The 24,036-nt window shown below is 63.9% G+C and carries 19 protein-coding genes and 1 tRNA gene; 11 read left to right on the forward strand and 9 right to left on the reverse strand.

Features of this window, described 5'->3' with window-relative positions; all coding sequences use genetic code 11:
• Window positions 1-29: 29 nt before the first annotated feature.
• Together PKE72_RS16650 and PKE72_RS16655 are read left to right on the forward strand one after the other, a co-directional pair.
• Window positions 30-1,199: an isovaleryl-CoA dehydrogenase gene (locus tag PKE72_RS16650; RefSeq protein ID WP_271166479.1), complete on the forward strand. Its 1,170-nt coding sequence runs from the start codon at window positions 30-32 to the stop codon at window positions 1,197-1,199.
• A 144-nt stretch (window positions 1,200-1,343) separates the two neighbouring features.
• Window positions 1,344-1,982 carry an exopolysaccharide biosynthesis protein gene (locus PKE72_RS16655; RefSeq protein ID WP_271166480.1) on the forward strand — a complete coding sequence of 213 codons (639 nt, stop codon included), beginning with the start codon at window positions 1,344-1,346 and terminating at the stop codon, window positions 1,980-1,982.
• 290 nt (window positions 1,983-2,272) lie between these two features.
• Here the strand turns inward: PKE72_RS16655 and flaF are convergent, their stop codons facing one another.
• Window positions 2,273-2,638: a flagellar biosynthesis regulator FlaF gene (gene flaF, locus PKE72_RS16660; RefSeq protein ID WP_267516509.1), complete on the reverse strand. Its 366-nt coding sequence runs from the start codon at window positions 2,636-2,638 to the stop codon at window positions 2,273-2,275.
• Entirely contained in the window at window positions 2,598-3,020 is a 423-nt protein-coding gene (flbT, locus tag PKE72_RS16665) for a flagellar biosynthesis repressor FlbT (protein WP_267516745.1), read from the reverse strand. Before flbT ends, flaF begins: the two co-directional genes overlap by 41 nt.
• Window positions 3,021-3,173: 153 nt before the next feature.
• Between flbT and PKE72_RS16670 the strand changes: the two genes are divergently transcribed.
• The 9 genes from PKE72_RS16670 (at window position 3,174) to PKE72_RS16710 (ending at window position 10,969) form a co-directional block, all read left to right on the forward strand.
• Entirely contained in the window at window positions 3,174-3,614 is a 441-nt protein-coding gene (locus PKE72_RS16670; protein WP_271166481.1) for a hypothetical protein, read from the forward strand.
• 9 nt (window positions 3,615-3,623) lie between these two features.
• Window positions 3,624-3,821, forward strand: a complete 198-nt coding sequence (locus tag PKE72_RS16675; RefSeq protein ID WP_271166482.1) for a hypothetical protein — start codon at window positions 3,624-3,626, stop codon at window positions 3,819-3,821.
• Between the two features lie 63 nt (window positions 3,822-3,884).
• The gene (locus PKE72_RS16680; RefSeq protein ID WP_271166483.1) at window positions 3,885-4,745 is read left to right on the forward strand and encodes an AAA family ATPase; all 861 of its coding nucleotides are present in this window, start codon (window positions 3,885-3,887) and stop codon (window positions 4,743-4,745) included.
• 56 nt (window positions 4,746-4,801) lie between these two features.
• Window positions 4,802-5,611, forward strand: a complete 810-nt coding sequence (locus PKE72_RS16685; protein ID WP_271166484.1) for a methyltransferase type 11 — start codon at window positions 4,802-4,804, stop codon at window positions 5,609-5,611.
• 161 nt (window positions 5,612-5,772) lie between these two features.
• On the forward strand, window positions 5,773-6,366 hold the full coding sequence (locus PKE72_RS16690) for a YfbR-like 5'-deoxynucleotidase (protein ID WP_271166629.1): 594 nt from the start codon (window positions 5,773-5,775) through the stop codon (window positions 6,364-6,366).
• Between the two features lie 4 nt (window positions 6,367-6,370).
• A complete protein-coding gene (locus PKE72_RS16695; RefSeq protein WP_271166485.1) occupies window positions 6,371-7,327 on the forward strand; it encodes an NUDIX hydrolase in 957 nt (318 codons plus the stop codon).
• 85 nt (window positions 7,328-7,412) lie between these two features.
• A tRNA-Ser gene (locus PKE72_RS16700) sits at window positions 7,413-7,502 on the forward strand.
• Window positions 7,503-7,906: 404 nt separating this feature from the next.
• Window positions 7,907-8,188 (forward strand): hypothetical protein, encoded by a 282-nt coding sequence (locus tag PKE72_RS16705; RefSeq protein WP_271166486.1) that lies wholly within the window; start codon window positions 7,907-7,909, stop codon window positions 8,186-8,188.
• Between the two features lie 75 nt (window positions 8,189-8,263).
• Window positions 8,264-10,969 (forward strand): M14 family metallopeptidase, encoded by a 2,706-nt coding sequence (locus tag PKE72_RS16710; protein ID WP_271166487.1) that lies wholly within the window; start codon window positions 8,264-8,266, stop codon window positions 10,967-10,969.
• A gap of 56 nt (window positions 10,970-11,025) precedes the next feature.
• Here the strand turns inward: PKE72_RS16710 and PKE72_RS16715 are convergent, their stop codons facing one another.
• The 7 genes from PKE72_RS16715 to PKE72_RS16745 form a co-directional block, all read right to left on the reverse strand.
• The gene (locus PKE72_RS16715) at window positions 11,026-11,940 is read right to left on the reverse strand and encodes a dienelactone hydrolase family protein (RefSeq protein ID WP_271166488.1); all 915 of its coding nucleotides are present in this window, start codon (window positions 11,938-11,940) and stop codon (window positions 11,026-11,028) included.
• Window positions 11,941-12,055: 115 nt separating this feature from the next.
• Entirely contained in the window at window positions 12,056-13,348 is a 1,293-nt protein-coding gene (locus PKE72_RS16720; RefSeq protein WP_271166489.1) for a dicarboxylate/amino acid:cation symporter, read from the reverse strand.
• Between the two features lie 52 nt (window positions 13,349-13,400).
• Complete coding sequence (locus PKE72_RS16725) at window positions 13,401-16,691, reverse strand: TonB-dependent receptor (protein WP_271166490.1); 3,291 nt, start codon at window positions 16,689-16,691, stop codon at window positions 13,401-13,403.
• Window positions 16,692-16,785: 94 nt separating this feature from the next.
• Window positions 16,786-17,730 (reverse strand): FecR family protein, encoded by a 945-nt coding sequence (locus PKE72_RS16730; protein WP_271166491.1) that lies wholly within the window; start codon window positions 17,728-17,730, stop codon window positions 16,786-16,788.
• Window positions 17,708-18,298, reverse strand: a complete 591-nt coding sequence (locus tag PKE72_RS16735; RefSeq protein ID WP_271166492.1) for an RNA polymerase sigma factor — start codon at window positions 18,296-18,298, stop codon at window positions 17,708-17,710. Before PKE72_RS16735 ends, PKE72_RS16730 begins: the two co-directional genes overlap by 23 nt.
• 362 nt (window positions 18,299-18,660) lie before the next feature.
• Entirely contained in the window at window positions 18,661-21,693 is a 3,033-nt protein-coding gene (locus PKE72_RS16740; protein WP_271166493.1) for a TonB-dependent receptor domain-containing protein, read from the reverse strand.
• Window positions 21,694-22,195: 502 nt separating this feature from the next.
• Window positions 22,196-24,022, reverse strand: a complete 1,827-nt coding sequence (locus PKE72_RS16745) for a Ca2+-dependent phosphoinositide-specific phospholipase C (RefSeq protein ID WP_271166494.1) — start codon at window positions 24,020-24,022, stop codon at window positions 22,196-22,198.
• Window positions 24,023-24,036: the final 14 nt, after the last annotated feature.

Raw genomic sequence — 24,036 nt, forward strand, 5'->3', positions numbered from 1 at the left:
ACCTCATGCACGATGCTAACCCTTCGCGCATGAGCATTCCCTTCGCGCCCCAATCCATGGAATTCGGCCTCGGCGAGAACGCCGATGCGATTCGCGATACGACCGCCCGCTGGGCGGCCGACCGACTGACGCCCCTGGCCGCCGAGATCGACGCGACCAACACCTTCCGACGCGAGCTCTGGCCCGAGATGGGTGAGTTGGGCCTGCACGGAATTACCGTCGAGGAAGACTACGGCGGCCTGGGTCTCGGCTACCTTGAACATGTCGTTGCGATGGAGGAGGTGTCGCGCGCCTCGGCCTCGATCGGCCTCAGCTACGGCGCCCACTCCAATCTGTGCGTCAACCAGATCCGCCGCTGGGGCACGCCCGAGCAGAAGCAGAAATACCTGCCCAAGCTGATCAGCGGCGAGCACGTCGGCTCTCTGGCCATGTCGGAGGCCGGCGCCGGCTCGGATGTCATGTCGATGCGCACCCGCGCCGACAAACAGGGGGACCGCTACGTCCTGAACGGGACAAAGTTCTGGATCACCAACGCCCCCCACGCCGACACCCTGGTCGTCTATGCCAAGACCGATCCCGACGCCGGATCAAAGGGCTGCACCGCCTTCCTGATCGAAAAGGGCATGAAGGGTTTCAGTGTCTCCAAGAAGTTGGACAAGATGGGCATGCGCGGTTCGGACACCGCCGAGCTGGTGTTCGAGGACTGCGAAGTGCCCGAGGAAAACATCATGGGCCCGCTGGGCGGCGGCGCCGGCGTCCTGATGAGCGGCCTGGACTATGAGCGCGCGGTCCTCGCCGCCGGCCCTCTGGGCATCATGCAGGCCGCGCTGGACGTCGTCCTGCCTTACGTCCGCGACCGCAAGCAGTTCGGCAAGCCGATCGGCAGCTTCCAACTGATGCAGGCCAAGGTGGCGGACATGTATGTCGCCCTGAACAGCGCCCGGGCCTATGTCTATTCCGTCGCCCGCGCCTGCGATTCGGGCCTAACGACCCGCTACGACGCCGCCGGCGCCATACTTCTTGCCAGCGAGAACGCGGTGAAGGTTACGCTGGAAGCCGTCCAGGCCCTGGGCGGCGCCGGCTACACCAAGGAATGGCCGGTCGAACGCCTGGTCCGGGACGCCAAACTCTATGACATCGGGGCCGGCACCAACGAGATTCGACGCTTCCTGATCGGTCGGGAACTGCTGGGCGGCTGACGGCTTCTTCGCGGCGTGCCTGTCACGCATCGAAGAAATAATCGCCTGCGGCGCGATTATTCGGCTTTGTTGCCGTTCGGTAAGTGACGGTGAAACCTCTATGCGCCTAAATGGCGAGACTTCTCCCCCCGAGCCCTGCGCCTGATGCCCGCCCACGACAAGCCGAACGACGACCTGCGGCTCTTCTCGGACGTGCTCGAGGAGCTTGGCGAAGGCGACGACCCCAAGCTGAAACTCGAAGAGTTGGTCGCCGCCTTCGGCGAGCGCGGCTTCGGGGCCATGATCCTGATCCTCTCCATGCTGGCGCTGCTGCCTTGGCCGCCGGGCGGCAAGGCGGTGTTCGCCGTGCCCATCATCCTGATGTCTCTTGAACTGGCCTTTCAGCGCAGTTCGATCTGGCTCCCGCGCTGGGCGCTCAACACCTCCATCAGTCGCGCAGCCTATCGCGCCGGGGTGTCGCGGATCATGAAAACAGTCCGCTATGTCGAGAACCTTACCCAACCTCGCATTCCGTTCCTGACGGGTGAGGTCGCCGACACGATCACCGGCCTGATATGCGTGATCCTGGCCCTGATCATGGCCTTGCCGATCCCGTTCGGAGACGCCTTGCCCGGTATCGCCTTGGTCTTCTTCGCCCTGGGCATGATGCAGAGGGACGGCGTCGCCATTCTGCTGGGCGCGCTATCGACCGGCGCCTGCGCCCTCTACCTTTTCCTCATCTGGCGCACCGTGTTCGAAGTGGCGCATCACGTCGCCGGCTGGTTCGGCCAGTTGCTGCACTGATCGACAAAAGGGCCGCCGCGTCGCCGCGACGGCCCTTCATTGTCTGACCGCGAACGGCCGGACCACAACACTCAGCCTGAAAAGCGCTCAAACAGCCCGACGGGCGTTAGCGCCAACCAAAAGGATCAGGCCTGGCCTCCGACGAGGACCAGGGTCGCGGCCACCGCACGCGATTGATGACAATGAGACACTGGATCACCTCCTTTCGACTGTTCAACAGGGATTCGAAAGGTAAGACGTCTCAAGGCCTTGCGCCAAGAGGCTTCGCGATTTCGTGAAGTCGCGCGACCTCAGGCCGCCTGCTGCGCGCCCGGCGCCAGCCCTTGCATCATCATCCGGTTGATGTCGATCAGGTCCTGGAAGGTCTCTTCGCCACGCATGACCGCCGACGAGTGTCGATTGACGAACAGGCTCAGAGAGATGATCTGCGCCCGCACCGCCGCCGGCAGAACATTGGACGCATCGCCGCAATCGGCGGCCAGCGTCGACCAAAGACGCCGATTCCAGTCCAGCGCGTCGATACGCGTGGCCAGATCCCGTTCATCGACCGTCGAGGCATGCACCAGCGCGCGGGTTACCTGGCCGAAAAGCCGGTACTCCATATCGCGCGGGGTTTCAGCCCGCGTCGTCGCCGCTGCGTACGCCTGAAGCGACATTCAGCACCTTTTCTTCGTATTCGACAATTTTACGGGCGGCCATCAGGGCCTTGTAGTACTCGCGCGCCAGCACGTGGCGCGAAGCTGAGACGCATTCGGCCAGAATGGCGGGGTTTTTCGTCGCCCCCATGAACTCCGAGATGCGCAGCGCCAGCTCGTCGTAGAACTTGGCCGCAGACGCCTCTTCCAGATACATCATCATGATCGGGAAATAGATCCGACGCGCGGGCGTCGTGACTTCCTCCGCCTGCATGATGTCCTTCTCGCGCAGCACGCTGGCGCGGTTCTGAAGGATCAGCACGCCGCGACGGTCGCCGTTCTGGACCACCGCGCCGTTCAACACGAACTTCTCGCCGGGCTTCAACGACAGCTTCAGGGCCATGGACGACCGAACTCCCCACTGGCGGAACCCATGGATCATGGACCATCCCAGTGAATAGGGTCTTAAGCGAAGAGGGTTAACCATCTCTTGTCTTAAGCTGACGCTGGAACACCTGAGAGCGCGCGACGTTTCCTGTCTGCACAGGAGGCGACCATGCCGGACAATGATTACCAGGACGATCAGGAGCAGTCGGAAACCTTCGACGAGACCCACATCGACGACGAAGGCGAAGGCGACCTCCTTCTGGACGAAGCCGACCAGGTTCTGGACCTGACTCAGGCCGACGGAGATGCCGACGAGGATGAGTTCGACGAGGACGACATCGATCTGGACGATCAACTCGCGCTCGACGGCGTCGAACGTGAAGCGGACGCCCTGCTCGGCATGGACGGGGAGACCCTCACCCAGTCGGATGCTGACAGCAACGGCCTGCAAAGCGAGAACGAGGTCGAGCTGGTCTATTCCGGCCTGATGGAAAATGAGCGCGGGGCCCAGGCAAGCGCAGCTCACTGGGAATCACGGCGTCTAGACGACGACGACATCGAACAACTCGGCTACGCGCCTGAGCAAGACGCCGAAAAGCCGGCAACCTGAGGAAGATCCATGACCGACAACCATGCCAAGACCGACGCATCGACGGATGCCCCCCACGCCAAAAAAATCGTGGCGGAAGACGGAAAACCGGATCAGCTGGAAGACAAAATGAGGGACGGGGTCTCTCGGGAAGAAGCTCTGGTGGACGAAGGCATCGAGGAAACCTTCCCTGCCAGCGATCCGGTCTCGGCCAAACACATCACCTGATCGCTGTTCATATCTCAACCGATCGGCTAACCCGCTTCGTGACATTCACGGAGCGGGTTTTTCATGAGCCGGTTCGAAGGCACCGACCACTATATCGCCACCTCAGACCTGAAGGTCGCGGTGAACGCCGCCGTGGCGCTGGAACGCCCCCTGCTGATCAAGGGCGAGCCAGGCACGGGCAAGACGGTCCTGGCCTATGAGGTCGCCAAGGCCTTCGACGCCCCCCTGATCACTTGGCACGTCAAGTCGACCACCAAGGCCCACAGCGGCCTTTACGAATATGACGCCGTCAGCCGCCTGCGTGACAGCCAGCTGGGCGACGAACGCGTCCACGACGTCCGCAACTATCTGAAGAAGGGCAAGTTGTGGGAGGCCTTCACCGCCCCGACACGCCCCGTCCTGCTGATCGACGAGATCGACAAGGCCGACATCGAATTCCCCAACGACCTCCTGCAGGAGCTCGACCGGATGGAATTCTATGTTCAGGAGACCGGCGAGACGATCCGGGCCGAGGTCCGCCCCATCGTCATCATCACCTCGAACAACGAGAAGGAGCTGCCCGACGCCTTCCTGCGCCGCTGTTTCTTCCACTATATCCGGTTCCCGGACGCCGAGACCCTGTCGGCCATCGTCGATGTCCACTTCCCTGGCATCAAGCCGCGACTGGTGTCGGAGGCGCTGAAGACCTTCTATGAAATCCGAGACACCCCGGGTCTGAAGAAGAAGCCTTCGACGTCGGAACTGCTGGACTGGCTGAAGCTGTTGCTGGTCGAGGATATCGACGCCGAGACCCTGAGGGAAAAGACGCCGAACAAGCTGATCCCGCCTTTGCACGGCGCGCTGCTGAAGAACGAACAGGACATCCACCTGTTCGAGCGGCTGGCCTTCCTGGGACGTCGCGACGGCGGCCGTCCGGGCGGCTAAGCGGCATTACCGCGATTTCACTGGAACACCGGCGCTGAACGCCCACAATACAAACCATGAGCGTTACCGTCCCGTACCGTCTTCTGACCGCCGGCTTGTCGGCTGCGATCCTCAGCGTCGGCCTTTCGGCTTGCGACAGCGAAAATGGGGTCCGCATCACGACCTCCACGACCCGCACCGCAGACGACGCGTCCCAGGGCGTGCTGAAGGTGGTGGACGGGCTGCAGTGCCCGGACACGGTCAGCGTCCTGACGCGCAAAGGGTCAGCCAGTCCGGGCGGCGGATCCTGCACCTATGGCGGGCCGCGCGGCGCCGAGGTGGTGCTTTATCTGGTCAAGCTGGACGGCCGCACGCCTGAAGACGTCCTGCGGGACTATGAGCGCCGTCTCTCGGCGGAAATCCCCCAGGCGGCGGTGCGGATCGACGCCCGCGAGACCGAGACGGGCGAGGAAAAGGCCTCGGTCGAGGCGCCCGGCGTCGATATCAAGACCAAGGGCGAAGACGCCACCGTCAGCCTGCCTGGCCTTCATATCGAGACCCAGGGCGACAACGCCACGGTGCGGATCGCGGGCATCAACATCGAATCCAAGGACGGCCAGGGGGTCCGGACCGAGACCAGCGCGGTCAGCGTCAACACCAACGGCGAAACCACCCAGGTCCGCACCCAAGCGCCGGGCGAGGCGACTCGCATGACCTTCCTGCTGGCCGACGACAGCGTCGAAGCCGGCGCCTGGCGTCAGGTCGGCTTCGTCGCGCGCGGCCCCGCCGGCGGCCCTCTGGTCATCGCCACCGTGCGCTCCAAGGCCAAGAACGGCCGCGTCTTCGAATCCGCCAAGGAACTCGTCGCCCTGAACGTTGGGGACTGACGACTTTTTTCACGCCCAGACGCCATCCGATCCGCCCGGATCGCCCCGCAAGTCTTGATCCCCGCGCCGCTTTGCGTCACCTGACCAGCCCACACGCGATCAGGATCGAAAATTTGGCCGAGCGCCCCAAGAAGAAGACCGAAGTCCGCGCCTGGCAACGCATGCTGTCGGGCCGTCGCCTGGACCTGCTCGACCCTTCGCCCTTCGATATCGAGATCGAGGACATCGCCCACGGCCTGGCCCGCGTCGCGCGCTGGAACGGCCAGACGATCGGCGAACACGCCTTCTCGGTCGCCCAGCACAGTGTCGTGGTCGAAGAGATCGCCGCCCACATCAAGCCGGGCCTGGATCCCAAATGGCGCCTGGCCGCCCTGCTGCACGACGCCTCGGAATATGTGATCGGCGACATGATCTCGCCGTTCAAGGCGGCGCTGGGGGAAGGCTACAAGGATTTCGAGGCGCGGCTCGAGGCGGCCATCCACGTTCGCTACGGCCTGCCGCCCAAGACGCCACAGACTATCAAGACCCTGATCAAGAAGGCCGACAAGGCCTGCGCCTATTTTGAGGCGACCCAGCTGGCCGGGTTCAACGAAAAGGAATCTCTGGGTTTCTTCGGCTCCCCGCCCCCCGGCTACAGCCTGATCATCGAGCCCCAGCCCGCCTCCATCGCCCAGGCCCGCTATCTGGAGCGCTATCAGGTTCTGGCCAAAGCCGTGGGTTTGCTGCCCGCCGACGACGCCTGGCACACGGAATAGGCCGATGACGGGAGCGGCGGATCAGGGCGTGCGCATCGGCCTGTCGGTCGTCGTCATGGCGCTGAAGGACCGTCGGTCCGTCGTGCTGACCACCCAAGGCGAGGACGGGGCGCGCGCCCTGCCCTTCGGCCCGTTCGACCCCGTGCGCGACCGCACTTTCGAACTGGCCCTGAGGGATTTCGTGACCGAACAGACGGGGTTCCGCCTGGGTTTCGTCGAACAGCTCTACACCTTCGGCGATGCGGGCCGAGCCACGCCACGCGCAACCCCCGCCGTGGACCAGAGACGCGAAGTCTCGGTCGGCTACCTGGCTCTGACGCCTGACGCGGCCGAGGTCCAGACCGAGGCCCAAACCCATGACGCGCGCTGGGACGCCGCGTTCGATATCTTCCCGTGGGAGGATCGCCGCACCGCCAATCCAGCCCTGCGCAACGCCCTGTCGCAAGGCCTCGCGCTTTGGGCCGGCGACAATGATCAGCGCCAGGCCCGCGCCCGCGCCCTGTTCGCCCTGACGCCCGACCACCGCTGGAACGAGGAGCGTGTGCTGGAACGCTACGAGCTCTTGTACGAGGCGCGGCTGGTCGCCGAAGCCTGGCGCGACGGAGACCAGCCGCCCCCGCCCTCCGTTCTGCCCGGCATGACCATGGCCTCGGACCACCGGCGCATCCTGGCGACCGGCCTGGGCCGCCTGCGCAGCAAGCTGAAATACCGCCCGGTCCTGTTCGACCTGACCCCCGGCGTCTTCACCCTTTCGGCGCTCCAGGCCGCCGCCGAAGCCGTTTCGGGCCTGACCCTGCACAAGCAGAATTTCCGCCGTGGCGTCGAACGGACCGGCCTAGTCGAGCCCACCGGACAACTGTCCTCGGCCACCGGCGGCCGCCCCGCCGAACTGTTTCGATTCAAGGGCGTCGACCCCCAGACAGGCGCCGCGCCGGGCCTTTCCCTGCCCGCGCAAAGATAGGTCGGAATTCTTTCACAGAGCGCTTGCGGTACAACGCGCCTGCCATTAGAGAAGCCGCTCGCTCGACCAAGCGACTATGCACCGCGGAGAGGTGGCAGAGTGGTCGAATGTACCGCACTCGAAATGCGGCGTGCCTGGAAGGGTACCGTGGGTTCGAATCCCACCCTCTCCGCCATATCTTCAGGGAAAGACCTGATCTCAAATACCTAGGGATTGGGCTTCTTCGCCAAAACCGATTTTGGTGCGCAAAATGCTCAACGGCGGTAACGCTGCGGAGGTTTTCACGTCTGCGTGGGAGCGCCCCCGTTGCCGGGGTTGAGGGTCGCCGCCAGTCGCGCAACACCTTCTCGTATCTCTCTCGTCGAAGCGGCGCCTATGACCTGCATGTGCGGGCGCCTCTTCGTCATCAGGATCGATTCTGCCCTGCTGAGGTGAGGCGGTCTTTGGACGTCCAGCGCCTTCGAACAGCCCGCCGCTTGGCCTTGAAGCTGAGCGCGCGCGTGTTCGAGGTTTGACATTCTAGAAGCCACTCCCCTGCCGAAGTCGATCAAAGAGCAGCGGGACTTCTCGGTGGAACGAGTGGCCGCACTCAATAAGACAATCGCTACGCTTTCCTTTTCCCCGAAAACCCGGGTCAAAGCGCTGCCGCTGGCAGGAAGAGCCGATCTCCGTTTCGACGAACTGTCGAAAACTAATCGGTATGACCTGATGCACGGCGTAGCGCGGATGGAGTTAGAACAGGCGAGGCTCATGGTGTTTCGCCTTTCCGACCGTCTCTCGCCCTATCGTCCGCTCGACACGCTTTTCGCTGAAACGGCTGATCGGCAAATGATCCCGATCTGTGCGATGCGTTTCCCATAACGCCGGGGCGGCCCTGTTGGAGGAAATTCGGGTCGCCGTGCGTCCAAATCAGTAGGCGGGGAATGGAGATAGAAGATGTTCAACCGAATTTGCGCTGCGATTGTGATCGCGAGCGCGCTGCTTGGGGGACCGGCAGCCGCTCAGGCAGATCCTATCACCTCCCCGCATGAGGCGTTCGGGCATGACGTCGGCGAAGACTATCGGCTGATCAACTACCGGCAGTTCGAAGCCTATCTCCATACGCTCGCCGGCCAGTCGGATCGTATGAAGCTGATCGAGATCGGCAAGACGACCGAAGGGCGAACCCAGTATGTCGCTGCGGTCTCCTCTCCAGCGAACATCGCCCGCCTGGATCACTACCGCGACATCGCGCAACGCCTGGCCAAGGCCGAGGGCGTCGATGAAGCGCAAGCACGGGCCCTGGCCGCTGAGGGCAAGGCCGTCGTCTGGATCGACGGCGGCCTTCACGCGACCGAGACCGTTCCGCCCCAGGCCCTGATCGCCGCCGTCCATGAATGGCTGACGGCCCAGGATCCGGAGGCCCTGCGGGTCTTGGACGACGTGATCATCCTGTTCGCGCCGCTCAATCCGGACGGCTGGGATCTGGTGGCGGACTGGTACATGCGGGAGGCGGACCCGGAGAAACGGGAGTTCGCCAGCCTGCCGCGCCTGTATCAGGCCTATGTCGGCCACGACAACAATCGCGACTACTATCTGTCGGCGATGACGGAGACGACCAACGTCAACCGCATGCTGTTCCGGGAGTGGTTCCCCCAGATCGTCTACAACCACCACCAGTCCGCGCCGGCGGGGACGGTCGTCTTCATGCCGCCGTTCCGGGACCCCTTCAACTACAACTACGATCCTCTGGCGATGACCGCTCTGTCAGAGGTCGGCGCCGCCATGCACAACCGGCTGGTCGCCGAAGGCAAGCCCGGCGCGACCATGCGCAGCGGCGCCCGGTACTCCACCTGGAACAACGGGATGGAGCGTTCAATCACCTATTTCCATAACTCCATCGGCCTGCTGACGGAGATCACCGGGCACCCCACGCCGAGCCGCATCGCCCTGGTTCCGGACAACCAACTGCCGCGCAACGATCTGCCGGCCCCCATCGCGCCGCAGACCTGGCGCTTCCGGCAATCCATCCACTATTCGCTGTCGATCAATCGCGCGGTGCTGGACTATGCGTCGCGCAACCGCGACCGACTGCTGTTCAACATCTGGCGGATGGGTTCGAACGCCATTGCACGGGGCGAGACCGACACCTGGCGGGTCACCCCCTCTCGCATTGAGGCCCTGAAGACAGCGGCGAGCCAGGGCGGACGATCGGTCGATCCCGCCCTGTACGACAAGGTGTTGCGCGACCCGGCGCTGCGCGATCCGCGCGCCTATGTCATCCCGGCGGACCAGGCCGATTTGCCGACCGCGATCGCCTTCCTCAACAGCCTGATCAAGACCGGGGTGGACGTCGATCGCGCCACCCGCGCCTTCTCCATCTCCGGAAAGTCCTATCCGGCCGGCTCCTTCGTCGTGCGGACGAACCAGGCCTATCGGCCGCACGTCCTGGACATGTTCGAGCCGCAGGACCATCCGCACGACCTGCAGTATCCCGGCGGCCCGCCGGCCCTGCCCTATGACGCCACCGGCTATACGCTCGCACTCCAGATGGGGGTGAAGTTCGACCGGATTCTCGATCCGTTCGAGGCGCCGCTGGAACCAGTGCCCGATCTCATTTCCGTCCCGGCCGGTCAGGTTCGAGGACAGGGCAAGGCGGGCTTCATCATCGACCATGCGGCGGTCAACAGCTTCATCCTGACCAATCGCCTGCTGAAGGCGGGGCAGCCGGTCTTCTGGCAGAAGGCCGAGGTGCGTGTCGGCGCCCGCACCCTGGCGCCGGGCGCCTTGTGGATCCCGGCAAGCGACGTGTCGCGCGACCTCGTTGAACAGGCGGTCGCCGACCTCGGCCTGAACGCCGAGGCCGTGGCGCGCGCGCCGGGCGGAGACGCCATCGCGCTGAAGCCTGTGCGGATCGGTCTGGTGGATCGTTACGGCGGCTCCATGTCGGCCGGCTGGACCCGCTGGCTGCTGGAGCAGTTCGAGTATCCCTTCGAGGTCGTCTATCCCCAGCGTCTCGACGCGGGAGACCTGAAGGAGGATTTCGACGTCCTTGTCTTCGCGCCCGATCTGCTGCCCGGCGACTTCCCGAACGGAGCGGGGCGCGGGCAGCCGGATCCTGAGACGATTCCCGAAGCCTATCGATCTTGGCTGGGCGCCGTCACGCGCGAGAAGACCCTGCCGCAGCTGACCCGCTTCGCCGAGGCCGGGGGCACGATCGTGACCGCCGGTTCGGCCCACAAACTGGCCCTGGCCCTGGGAGCGCCGGTCGACGACGTCCTGTCGACCGAAAACAAGCCCCTGCCCTCCACCGACTTCTTCATCCCCGGTGCTCTGCTGGCGGTGGATGTCGATCCCGCCGACCCGCTGGCCTATGGCCTCCCGGCCCGACTGAATGTCTTCTTCGACGAGAACGCCGCCTTCACGGCGCGGGGGGACGCAGGGGTCGCCGCCCGCTATGCCTCGCCCGCCGTCGTGTCCAGCGGCTGGGCCATCGGTCCGGAGAAGCTGGCCGGCGCCGCCGCCGTGGTGAATGCGCCAATGGGCCAGGGGCGGCTGATCATCCTGGGGCCTGACGTCATCAATCGCGCCCAGGCCCGCGCCTCGGTCCGCCTATTGTTCAACGCCCTGTTCTACGGCCCCGCCGCCGCGCCGGGATCCTGAAACGAAAGAGGGCGTCGGCCCTGTCGCCGACGCCCTCTCCTCGCCTTGATCTGAAGTCAGCGGGGAGCCAGTTGAGCTTCGAAAAAGCGATCGACCCGACCGCGAATGTCCTGGGTGGCGACGGCATTGGCTGCGACCGCCTGCCGGCTGCGGCTGGGATCGTCGAAACCGTGCGCCGCGTCCGGATAGACGGTCAGATTGACCGGAGCGCCCGCCGCCTGCGCGCGATCAACCAGGGTCCGGCAGCTTTCAGGCGACACCTCCTGGTCGGCCGTACCGATGAAGACCTCGACCGGCGCATAGGTCTTGTAGGCTTGTCGGAACCGGCCCTGGAGGCCGCAGCCCGGGTAGAGGGCGAGCCCCGCCCGGAAGCCGATCCGGCGTATGTCCCCCGGCTTGTCGTCCGCAAGTGCCGCCAGGACGGTGCTGGCGCCGTTGGAAAAGCCCATCAGTCCGATACGATCGTCCGCCACACCGTCCACGCCGCGCAGGAACCGCAGCGCGCCATAGGCGTCCAGCGGTCGTATCGTCACCTCATTGATCTCCGGCGGCCGCGAACTGTAGGTTCCCGCTGCAAAACCGGTCGGATAGCCCCGCGGCCCGAAGCTATCGACCACCAGGACGAAATAGCCACGGTCAGTCCAGTAGGCGGCCCAGAACTTGAGCCGTAGAGTCAGGTTCTGCGCCTCATAGACTCCGTCAGCCAGGGACGAATAGACGCCGCCCCGACCGTGCATCAGCACCACGGCCGGGGCTCCGCCTTCCGGCGTCGGCCCCGCAGGCCGAAACAGATAGCCGACCAGTTCGGTGCGCGCCTCGTCCATGCTGCGAAACACGATCCGCTCGTCGACGGTCTGTACGGTCGCGGGCGGCGTCGCTGCGTCCTGTCGGGCAGAGGCCGGCGTGGATGCCGCCAGCGCCGCAGCGGCAGCGGCAGCGGCAGCGACCGCCATCATCAGTCGCTTCGTCATCCCATTCTCCAATGAAGACAGATTCGTGATTTCCTCTCAGGGGATGACCGCCGCTGAATCGGGTCAGCGCAGGGCGCGAGGGTCAGTCGGGCGGCCAGCAGCGGTTGGAGACGGCTCATTCCAGCGGTCTTTCCTTGTAGGTTGCGAGGTCCAATTCACCCTCCATACGGGCGACGGCGACGGCCACGGCCAGATCGCTGGTGCAGTTCGGCACGGTGCGGATCATATCGAGCGGCCGGTCGAACGGCAGGATGAAGCCGACGATCAAAGCTGTTTGCTCGGGCCCTAGCCCAATCACGGAAAGAACCGCCGCCAGGAGAAACAGCGAGGCTGACGGCACAGGCGCGGCGCCCAGGGCCACAAGGGCCGTCACTGCGACTATGGCCAGATAATCGGCCGGCCCCAGGGCGACGCCGAACACCTGGGCGGAAAAGGCGGCCAGCAGGCCGACATAGAGGGCGGTTCCGTCCATGCTGAGCGTCACCCCCAGCGGCAGCACCGTCGAGGCGATGGCCGGACTGACGCCGAGATTCCGCTGCGCCACCCTCAGCGCCACAGGCAGGGTGGCCGCACTGGACGATGTCGAAAAGGCCACCGCCACGGCGTCAACGATGTCGCGGTAGAACGGCAAGACAGGGACACGTGCGATCATTCGCAAAACGGCGGCGTGGACGATGAAGGTCTGAATCGCGGCGCCCAGGAGCACACAGCAGGACAGCCGCAACACGCTGACGAAGGCCGAGGGGCCGCTGGTTCCCACCACCCAGGCGATCAGAGCGAAGACGCCGAACGGGGCCAGTTCCATCACGAACTGAACGACGCGCAGCAGAACGGCTGAACCCGACTCCAGAACCCGCCGCAAGGGTCGCCCCTCCTCACCCGTCACCAGCAACGCAGCGCCGATCAGCAGAGCGAAGAAGATGACGGCGAGGACGTCGCCCTCCGCCATGGCTGCGATGGGATTCAGGGGTACGATGTTCGTCAGGGTTGTGGTTAGGTCTTGCTCTGAGGACAGGGGTGCGGGGACGACCCCGTCGAGATCGACGCCGGCGCCCGGCTGGATCAGCGCGCCTAGGCCCAGCCCGATGGCCGCACCGCTCAGCATCAAGCCGAAATAGAGGAGCATGGTCTTGAGGCCGGCCGATCCCAGCCGCGCCGGATCGGACATGGCGGATACGCCTGCGGCGACGGTGACGAAGACCAGCGGGGTCACCAGCATGCGGATGAGGCGAACGAAGAGATCGCCGATCCATTTCAGGTCCTGGGCGCGCTCACCCAGCACCACGCCTGCGATCGCGCCAAGCGCTAGACCCATCAGGATCCGTCGCCACAGCGGCGTGGCGAACCATAGGCGCGCCGCAAGTAGAGCCGGTCGGAACAAGTCCGCCGAAGGCGCATGCGAAGACATGTCGATGTCCTGGAAGGCTCGGGCGAGGCGGGCGCTCGCCCGAGCGCTGTCGTCAGAAGGACTTGCGGATGCTGGCGTACCACCAGCGGCCACGATTGGAATGGACGCTGCCGGTGTAGCCGAACCTTTCGTCGGCCAGCGGCGGATCCTCATCGAAGAGATTGCGCGCGCCGACGCGGACGCGCGCGCCGTCCAGCGGGCCGCCCTTGTCGAACTCATACTGGACGTAGAGGTTATGGGTCAGCCACTCGTCCACCACCCAATAGTCATCGGTGTCCACATAGGTGGCGCTGGTGTCGACGAAGTCGGAGACGTAGCTGGTGTACCAACCGGAGGTCCACTGGCCCAGATCCCAGGTCAAGGACGCCGTGAACTTCCACTCCGGTCTGCCGTTCTGTCCGATGAGGTCTTCGACGCCGCCGACCGTCACGCCCGCGATCGTGCCGTTAGCCAAGGCGTCGAGCAGGGTCTGATGCTGCTCGCTGGCCTCCTGATACAGCTTCAGCTTTTGACTCGCATTGAGGCTGAGGCGCCAGTTTCCCACCGGGGTGTCGCGCAGCGTGTAGAACAGGCGGAAATCGAGACCTTCGGACTCGCGCGGTTGCAGGTTCATGTAGTCGTCCTTGATGGACAACAGGTCGCCCACAGGGGCCAGGCCGGCCGCCGCAGCGTCGGCGATCTGCTGGGCGTCGGGATCAGCCCGGACGACGTTGGGGTTCGAGCTGCCGATCTCACGCAGATAATAGTCCATGATCAGTTGGTTGGTGCCGCCGAAAATCCCGACCAAGTCCTCCTGACGAATCTTCCAGTAATCGACGGTCAGCGTCAGATCGCCGAACCGGTCGGACCAGAGCTCAGGTTCGAACACCAGGCCCAGGCTGATGTTTTCGGAGTTCTCCGCCTTCAGGTCCTTATTCCCCGACCGTTTTTCGATACGGTCCTCGCTGGTGCAGTAGTCATTGCTGGTGGTCAGCGTCGGAATCGCGCCGATGGCCAGTTGCACCGCACAGGCGGCGTAGTCGCGTCGGCTGTTCGATCGTTCGAAATCCGGCTGGTAGAGTTGAAGCAGGTTCGGCGCGCGGAAGCCTTCCGACCAGGCGCTGCGGAACATCAGCCAGGACGTTGGACGATAGGCCAGCGCCACCTTGGGCGCGCCGACCGTCCCGAACAGGGTGTAGTTCTCCACGCGTCCTGCGATCTGGACATCGATCGACTGCACCAGCGGGATGTTCATCTCCGGCGAAACGACCGGAACGGCCAATTCCAGGAAGGCCGAATAGACGTTGCGCGCGCCCGAGCTGTCCGGCGTGTAGGAGACGCCCATGACGTCGCTCTGCGACACGGCGCCGGCCAGGTCCGTAAAGGTGATGGTTCCGTCCAGACGCGGATCGCGATCTTCGGCGAAGGTCTCCCGGCGCGCCTCAACCCCCGCAGCCAGACCGATGTGTCCCGCCGGCACCGGGTAGAAATCGCCCTTGGAGACTTTGAAGTCCCACTGCATCAGTTCCGTCTCGGCGTAGCGGTAAACCTTGACCATGAAGCTGTCGATCGTCTCCTGGCTGTTCAGTCCCGTCGCACCGTCCTGAGGATTGGTCAGATCACCGCCCGCGAAGGGGTTATAAGCGTCTGGGGTCGTCCCGTTGATCGCGCCCTGGAGCAAGGTCATGCTGACACCGTCCATTTCGTCAGTGGTTTCAGCCTTGCTGTAGAGCAAGGCGCTTTCCCAATCGAAACCGGAGCGTTCGCCGCGCAAACCGCCCAAGTACCGGGTCGTGACGTTCTCGACCTCCACCTCCCGATAACCCAGGTCGGCGAAACGGTAGTCCTGAATCTGGATCGCAGACCCGGTCGTCGGCACGCCGGACAGTCCGCTCAGCCGGGCCGTCACGCCAGTGGCGCCGAACGGATTCCAGTAGGCGGTCGGCGACATGAGCACGCGCTGAGTGTCCAACGGCGTGTCCTGCTGCCGCTGGGACCAAGTCTCACCCCAGTAATAGCTCAGCTCGCCGAAGAACTCGACGCCGTTGTCGAACTTGTGGTTGACGAAGGTGAACAGGTTGGCGCGATCCACCGCCGAACCGATCGTCCGCATCGAATCGAGATCATATCGAAGATTATTGTCCTCGCTCGTCGTCGACAGGGTGGAGTTATCGAAACAGGTGCCCGTCGTGTAGGCGTTAGTGATGCACCCCGCGTTGGTGCTGGGCTGCACATGGAAAGTGCCGGCCGTCGATGTCAGGGTCGTGCCGTTGACGCGTGTCGTGGTGCCTGCGTTCCGATAGGTCGTCGGATCCAGTTTTATGCCTTCGGCCCAGGCCGTGATCGTGCTGTAGGTCGCATAGTCGAGACCGGACGCTCGACCGTTGAACGCCGCCACGCGTCCGGCGACGGTCGCATAGTCCCGTTCCCAGATGTAGAGCGGATCCCGAGTCAGGTAGCTCCCCATGACGGAGACATTGGTCTTGCCGTTGTTGAAATCCTTGCCGGCCTGGAAATCGAAGGAATATTCCTCCATCCCCCCTTCGTCATGGCCCATGGCGGCCTCGACGGTAAGGCCTTCGAAGTTGTCGCGCAGGACGTTGTTGACGACGCCGGCCACGGCGTCCGTTCCATAGAGGGCGGCGGCGCCATCGGCCAGAACCTCGACCCGACGCAGGCCGAAGGTGGGAATGGCGTTGGTGTTGACCGTCTGCACCGGCACATAGTTTTCGATCTGAGTGCCGGGATGCGGAACCAGCCTGCGACCATTCAGCAGCACTAGGGTATTGCCCGTGCCGATCGACCGCAGGTCGATCGACGCCACATCGCCCCTCGCATTATTGATGCCGCCGTTATCGCTGTCCGCCTCGTTGAAGCCGACGTCGCCCATCTGGGCGATAGAGCGATAGAGATCGTCGCCGTCGGTGGCCCCGATCGCATCCAGATCAGACTGGTCGACGACTGTGACCGGCAAGGCCTCGTTTATGCGCGTGCCCCTGATCCGGCTGCCGACGACCACGACCTCCTGGACCTCGGCGGCGCGCGCGTCGCCTGCGCTCCGCTTCTGCAAGATGATGGTCGTCCCCTCGTGCGAGGCGATGTAAAGATCGGTGCCCTCCAGCAGTCGGCTGATCGCGTCTTCGACGTCCATTTGGCCCGAGACCGCAGGCCCGACCCGGCCGGCAAGGTGGCCGGTTGGGGCTGAAATTGTCACGCCCGCTTGGCGCGCCAGTTCCGGAATGGCTTGCGCCAGCGGCTGAGCCGCCACGTTGAATTGTCTATCCTGAGCCGCCGCTCCGTGGGCCGCCGCGACAAGCACTCCCCCCGCCACGCTCGCCGCCAACAATCGCTTCCACGACACCATGAGATCCCCCGATCCATTTTCTATGTTCCCCCGGCGCACCGGACATAGACAAGACGGGGGGCGGATCGGGAATCCTCCAGCGTCCGGAAAATATTTAACCGTAACCCAGCAAAATTCGGCTCGTGCTGATTTCTGCGCGCAGATTCAGGCTGCGCGCCGCCGCTCGCGCAAAGGCCGCCGGATCGTTTGCGTCAAACAGGCCAGTGATTTTCATTTCCGCCACGTTTCGATCCGCGAATTCGATCGGGACTTCGCTGAACCGGGCGAACTCAGCGGCGGCCGCATGCAGGCTTTCGTCGTGGAATTCGATCTTGCCGTCGCGCCAGGCGAGAATCTGGTTGGTCTGGCGCGCGTCTATGGGACGACGGCCTGACACATTGTTTCCGCCGAGACTGATCAATTGGTTGGCGGTCAGGATTTGCGCCTGCCCCTGCCCCACACGCATATGGACCGAGCCCGCAAGCGCAGCCACTTGAAGCGGAGACTGATTCAAGCGCTTCAACAGGAAAGACCCATCGTAGGTCGTAAGCACGACGCCGGCCGCTCGCATGACGAAAGGCCGGACAGGATCGACGGCCACCTCAAACAGGGCCTCGCCGTACATCAGCACAACTTCGCGGACGGAGCGGGTATAGCGAACGCTGACACGCGAAAGGGTGTTGAGCGTGACAACGCTGCCGTCGTCCAGAGGGACCGACCGGACTTCGCCGCGCACTGTATCCAGCCGCTGAGAGCGTCGCCAATAGGCCGCAGCCAATCCCGTGCCGCTCAAAATCGCCACGGCGACTCCGGCCGCCAGCAGAGATCGCCGCGCCATCACGGGTTGCTCGGAAACGGCGGCGCCGCGCAGGGCGGATGCTTGTTTGGAATGAAGCGCTATGGCGCGCGCACGGGCGAAGGCGCCCAAACGACGCGGATCCTCCGCCGCCCACGCATCGAATTCACGCTGATCCGCAAGTGAAAACGCGCCACGATCAAGCCGCGCAGCCCACATGGCCGCGCGGCGATCGATTTCTTCAGCCGTTTCCGTCCCTGCCATCCGCCCTTCGTCCGATCCGCACGTTCCGCAACCTTGACGCATCTGGAGCATCATATCCTCCATCGGCATACGCGGCCATCAATAGGACGAAGGCCTTAGCGATGTGCTTTTCGACGGTGCTTTCAGGGAATCCCGTCTCCTGAGCAATCTGCTTCTGCGAACGCCCCTCCACCCGGCTCAGGATGAAGACACGACGCGTCTTATCGGGAAGGCGGTCGATCATTTTCGCGAGAAGCCGAAGTTCGTTGCGGCCCACGACTTCATCTTCCGGCGTCACCCCATCTGCCGCGATCTGAAGTCTGTCGATATCTGCGACGGCGTCGAGCGGCACCACGCTCTTTCGTCTCAAGCGATCAACTGCAGCGGACTGCGCCGTGCGAAAAAGATAGGCGCGCACGTTACGGATGGAGCCCACATCCGCGACACCGATCAATTTCGCGTAGGTTTCCTGCACAATATCATCGACGTCCGCTGGCGAAGCCCCCCGGCGCAACCATGCGCGCAGCGCAGGCTCATGCGGCATCACGCTTCGCGCAAGCCAGAGCGCTGTGTCGTCTGAAACACCCATGGGCACAGAGACTGGCACGCGCTTTCAGAAGGCGGCAAGCCCGCGTTCTCTGAAATCAGCCACACTGAGAGGACGGGCTCCTTTTTTCAGGCGCCGTCGCGTACTTGTCACAATGCTGGCGTGACCTGCCCCTGAAACATCGGACGATCAGAGCTGGAATTTTCTTGTTTTGCCCTTGGGAACGACCCGCAGCGCGATCAGCCGCCAGCGCCCTCTGAGGTCCGAGCGCGAGAAGCCTTTCAACCATGGGCCTTACATTGAACCGGGCCTGTCGATCGGCTGGTCAGCCCCCAATTGAATCGGCGGAGCTACAGGTGCAGCTCCGCCGAAACGGCTAGGCCTTGGAGGCTGAAATCAGCCGATTAGAAGTTGACCGTCAGGCCGATCGAGATCTGACGTCCCAGGGAGTCATAACGCTGAGGCAGGGTGTTATTCCGCGCCAGGCTGACGTTGTAGGAGTTCGGGATGACCGGGGGCTCTTCGTCGAGGATGTTGTTGGCCGAGACCCGCAGCTTCGCGTCGTCCGTCACCTTATAGGCCACCGACACGTCGAAGTAGTTGTAGGCCGGAATGCGGTAGAAGGTCTTGCGCTCGCCGCCTTCGACCCAGCCCAGCAACGGGTCGCCCGAGTTGGACGTGTGGGTCAGCGACGAGACATAGCGCCAGTTGACCGAGACGCTCAGACGATCGTTCGGGATGGTGTAGGTCGTACGCAGGCCGTGCGTCCACTCCGGCACGAACTGACCGCCGCACGAGCCGAAGTAGCCGATGCAGTTGATCTCGGGCCGCAGGGGCGAATCCTGCCAGCTCTGACGCGTGGACAGCGAACCGTTGAACACCCAATCGAACTTGCCGAAATTCTCCAACTCGAGGCCGTATTGGCCCTGGAAGTCCCAGCCATGGGATTTCGACTTGTAAGCGTTGGTCGTGCCTTGGCTGATGAAGCCGGTAGTCGGGTTCGACGCGGCGCTGGCATACAGGGCGCCCGTGACCGGATCGCGCACGATCTTGTCGCAGAAGTATGCGTCGCCACCGCTGCTCAGGCAACCGTCCTGATAGTAGCTGTAGTCGTTGTAGTTGATCGAGTCATCGAGATCGATGATGAACCGGTCGATCGAAAGGGTCAGGCCCGGCAGGAAGGTCGGCCGCAGGACGACGCCGAAGGTGGTCGTATTGGCGGTTTCGGGATCGACCGTGAAGCCGCCGGTGCGAACCGTACATTGCGAGTTGGGGCACGACAGGCTGGTGCTGCCGTACAGGGCGTCGCTCAGGCCGGTCGCACGGCAGACTTCGCGCGAAGCGGTCGGGGCGTCGATGACGGTGATCTGCTTCGTCGGGTCGTTGGGATCCTGAATCTGGCGAGCGATGCCCGCGCAGAAGTCGTTTTGCGATCCGCCTTGGCGCGTGAAGCTGATGTTCGACGCCTGCGACATCTCGATCACCGTCGGGGCGCGCTGGGCCTTGTTGAAGGCGGCGCGGAAGGTCACGTCCTGAACCGGCGAGTACAAACCTTCGATCTTCCAGGTGTTGAAGGTCTCCGGGTTGGTGTCGTAGCGCGACAGACGATAGCCGCCGTTGACCTGAAGCAGGTGCGCATATTTGCGCTCTTCGATCAGCGGAGCCTGGAACTCGATGTTTCCTTCAACAACGCTCTGCGACAGGCTGACGTCGGACCCGCCGTTTTCACGACGATAGATCGCGTCAGCCGTCGATTCCCAATGCTCTTCGCGGTACTCGAGGCCGGCCGAAACCGCGACGCCTTGATCCGCCCAGGGGCTGACGATCCCGTACTCGGCTAGGTCGCCCGAAACCGTGGCGACCAGGTCGTACAGCGTGCCGACGCCGGTGGTCGTGCCGCTTTGGCCTGTGAACAGATAGTCGGCCAGGGCCTGGTCGTTGTTGCCCGCCTGGAAGGCGTCGAAGGGCACGCAGTTGGGGTCGGTGCCGTCGACTTTGGACACGCAGGTCGGCGTGCCGTTGACGTTGACGACGTTCAGCGAACGATTGACCTTTTCGAATTCGGCGAAGGCCCCGGAAGTATAATCCTGCTGGTTGCGCGCATAGACGCCGCCGATATCGTAGTTCCAGACGTTGCCAAACACACCGCGCACGCCCCCGGTGGCCCGCACGCCTTCATTCACATAGGTGTCGAGCGTGTACGGCAGATCGTCGAAGCGATAGCGGACTTCCAGCGGCATCATGGTCGAGGTGCCGGCCTGGGTTCCGCAGATCCCTGTGGCTTGCGCAGCGGACATCAGAGGGTTGTTGCAGTTCACGCTGTACGGCGTGCTGCCGTACGCCGTGTAGCTGTAAACCCGCGTGGGGAAGCGATTGTAGGATTCATCCTTGAACCAGATGACGTTGCCGTAAATCTCGGCGCTGTCATTCAGCTTCAGGGTGCCGAAGAGGCCGGCGTTCAGGCGCTCCGATTCCCGCTGGTACGAGTAGCCGTCGTAGGGGTTCGCGGCTTTGCCTTCACCGATGCCGTAAGGCACGAAGGTGCGCGTGCCGTCCGGATTGTTCAGGTAGACTGACCCGCTGTTGCTGCCGCCCTGCGGCGACAGGTAGCCGCTGGGCGAATAGGTCGATATCGAGCAGCTCAGCGGGCCGTCCACCACGCTTTGCGTCAGTTGACAGGCCGAGGTGGCGCGATCCGCATAGGGCACCACGTCCGCATCGCGGTAGTTCACGAAGCCCGACAGAGTCAGGGCGTCGTCAAACAGATGCTTGCCGTAAGTCAGGGTGATGTCTTTGCGACCACCGTCATTGACCGTGCCGATCGGCGTTGGGAAGGCCGAGGCCTGCGCGACCGGCGTGACGATCGTGGTCTTGTTCTCGTGGTTGTAGAAGCTGTAGTTGGCGTCCAGCTGCAGGCCTTCAAAATCATCCTTGAGGATGAAGTTGACCACGCCCGAGATGGCGTCAGAGCCGTAGACCGAAGAGGCGCCGCCCGACAGGATATCGATCCGCTGGACCATCGAGGTCGGGATGATGCCGGCGTCCTGGCCGTTCATCGTCCCAAGGCGCTTGCCGTCCACCAGCACGAGGGTGCGTTCGAAACCGAGGTTTCGCAGCTTTATGCGCTGGCGGCCGTCGGAATCCTGATAGTTCTGCTGGCTGTCCGGCGCGATCTGCGGCAGCCGGTTGAGGATTTCTTCAATATTGACCGCAGCCGCAGCCTCGATTTCCGTTGCCGTGACGCTCGTGATCGGCGCCGCGGACTGGTTGTTCGGCCGCACGATACGCGTGCCGGTCACGACTACTTCGCTGACTTCAGCCTTATCGTCGGCGGAGGTCGTGGTGTTCTGGGCGGCGTTTGCCGTCTGCGCCTGCACCTGCCCCGCCAAGGCCAACAAGCTCGTCGTCAGCATCAGTTTCAAAATCGTATTGTTCATCGTGCCCCTCAGTCGCGAAGACCGCCAAAAACTGACGGTGTCCAAACACGCCCAGACGCGCGACTGGTGTCAATACCAATGAGGGTACAAAGAGCCCAATTTAGTGCCAATAAACTGACTTGGAGACACGTTTCAGACGAAGCTGTGTCAATATGGCGACATAGTGGTTATGACCGGTACATTACGAAAAGCATGAGTTTTCTGATCAAAATTTTTCTCACAGAGTTATTCTCGTGGTTTTTATTGCCAATTTCTGGCCGCACGCCTTGCAGATTGCACCTACCCCAAGGGCACTGATGCGCCAAAAATCTCTCGGGGATAGAACTGGCGCTAATACCAAGGCTCAGCTGCATGACAAGGCGGATGGCCGATGCGCTACACGCCGGTTTGAGTATCCCGTGCAGACGGCCGAACTGATTCTCATTCTGCAGCCGACGACGGATGAAGCCTACGTACAGACAGGGCTCCAGCGGCATATCGACCGGTGAAGCCCCGCAGGGTCTTACTTAATGATTCTCGCACGCGCCAACGCCGCCTGGACCTCGGCGCGGGCGGCCTCCATGTCGCGGCGGAAGACGTCGGAGCGTTGTTCGGCCCCATAAATGACCATGCCCGACAGGATGCCGGCCTCGGCGGCGCTGTAGCTGTGGGCGCCGCAGATGTAGCGGCTCTCGGCGAATTCACGACCGCGGGCATAAAGGGCGTCAGCGCGCTGGGGCGCCAGTTCTGCGAGGATCATGGCCACATGAGCCCCATGGGCCGAATGGCCAGACGGATAGTCGGGATTGCCGGCCAGATGGTCGCTCTTGGCTTCGCAGATCGACTGGTCCGTACCAATATAGGGCCGTTTCGTGCGCCAGTGTGTCTTAGCGTCGCCGACCACCGAACGGTCATTGCCCGCCCGGTCAAGCAGCGCCGTCAGAATAGGAGCCTCTTCTGGCGTCAGGCGCACGCCCAGCGCCTCGGCGAATTGGTCATAGGTCTCGCCCGAGACATCCGAGGTCGCCAGCGCCCATCGGGGCGTGCCCTGCAGAGCCCGTGTCTCCATGAAGACGCCTCGGTCCGCGATGGCGCGGGGCGAACCGGGTTCGGGCGGCGGGGCCAGCACGGTTGTCAGATCCGGCCGCTCTCCCTGGGCCAGATACCCCCGCAGCGCCGCTTCGCTGGTCCGTTCTGCAGCCAGACCGTCACAGCGCACCTCGGTCCGCAACGAATTGCAGACGGCGGCTGCGCCGCCCGTCAACCGAACCTGATAGGCGGGAAAACGCGGATCGGCCCACATATAGTCGGTCGACACATACTGCGCGCCACTGGCGAAGGCGGCGCTGCGTTGCATGACATCGCCCGTCCGCGGCGCTGCGGTGTCGGCGTCCGCGCGGGTGCGAACGATGAAGCCGGCGCGAACGGCAGCCCTTATGCGCGCCTGCTCGCCGACGGGGTCGTTCAGCGTCAGATAGGCGGCGGCCGGCGAAGCCTCGTCGGTATTGACGAAGAAGACCCTGCCCTCCAGCGAACGCCGCGCGCCGCGATAGCTGGCGACCTTCTCGGGCCCCTCGTCCAGGGCGAAGAAGACCTTGCCCCGCGCATCGCCCAGTCTCGGCCAGCCGCCGGCCAGCACCCCTTCGCGCAGGGTGGCGTGACGTCCTTGCACCTGATCGGGCGTGATCAGCCGCTCGGCGTCGAACACCGAACGCACCTCGGCGTCCAGCGCGTCCCAGGCGGCCGCGTCGAAGTCCAGCGGGGTCGTCCCGCCCGGCATGGAAGCGCCGCCCGTCTTGGCGTTCAGCATGATCAGGATCGGGGCGTGATCCGGATGGGCGCGCGACCAGTCACGGATCTGGGTCAGACAGGCGACGAAGGTCAGGCAGCTGCTGCGGAAATCGACGTCCGGCATGTGCAGGGTCTTGAACCCCGGCCTGGCCATCGCCTCCGCAAAGGCCGCGCTGACCGGCGCGCCCTGCCCCGGCTGGCCCAGGGCGGACAGAGGACGGGCGTAGCGTCCGCCTTGCGGATCATTCAGCACGTCGATCTCGATCTGGCGTGCGCCGGCGTCCAATTGCTCGGCCAACGGCCGGTGCGAATAGTCGAGGGCGACAGCGCCGAGGTTGACGGCGATCATGGCCTGAAGCTCGGCGTCCGGGATCGCCAGCTTGTAGCTATTGTGGGTGCCCACCGCCGTCAGGTCGTTCATTCCCAATCGCCGGTCCATCCAGGCCTCGGCGCAAGCATCTCCGCCCGCCGCACGAACATCGGCCGCGTCCAAGTCGCAGGCCGGCGCCGCGCCGGCCAGGGCCGAACTCGCCATCAGGGCGGCCATTAGATTGAGCATGAGAAGTCCTCGAG

The organism is Brevundimonas intermedia (assembly GCF_027922165.1).
In the GTDB taxonomy this organism is placed as follows: domain Bacteria; phylum Pseudomonadota; class Alphaproteobacteria; order Caulobacterales; family Caulobacteraceae; genus Brevundimonas; species Brevundimonas intermedia.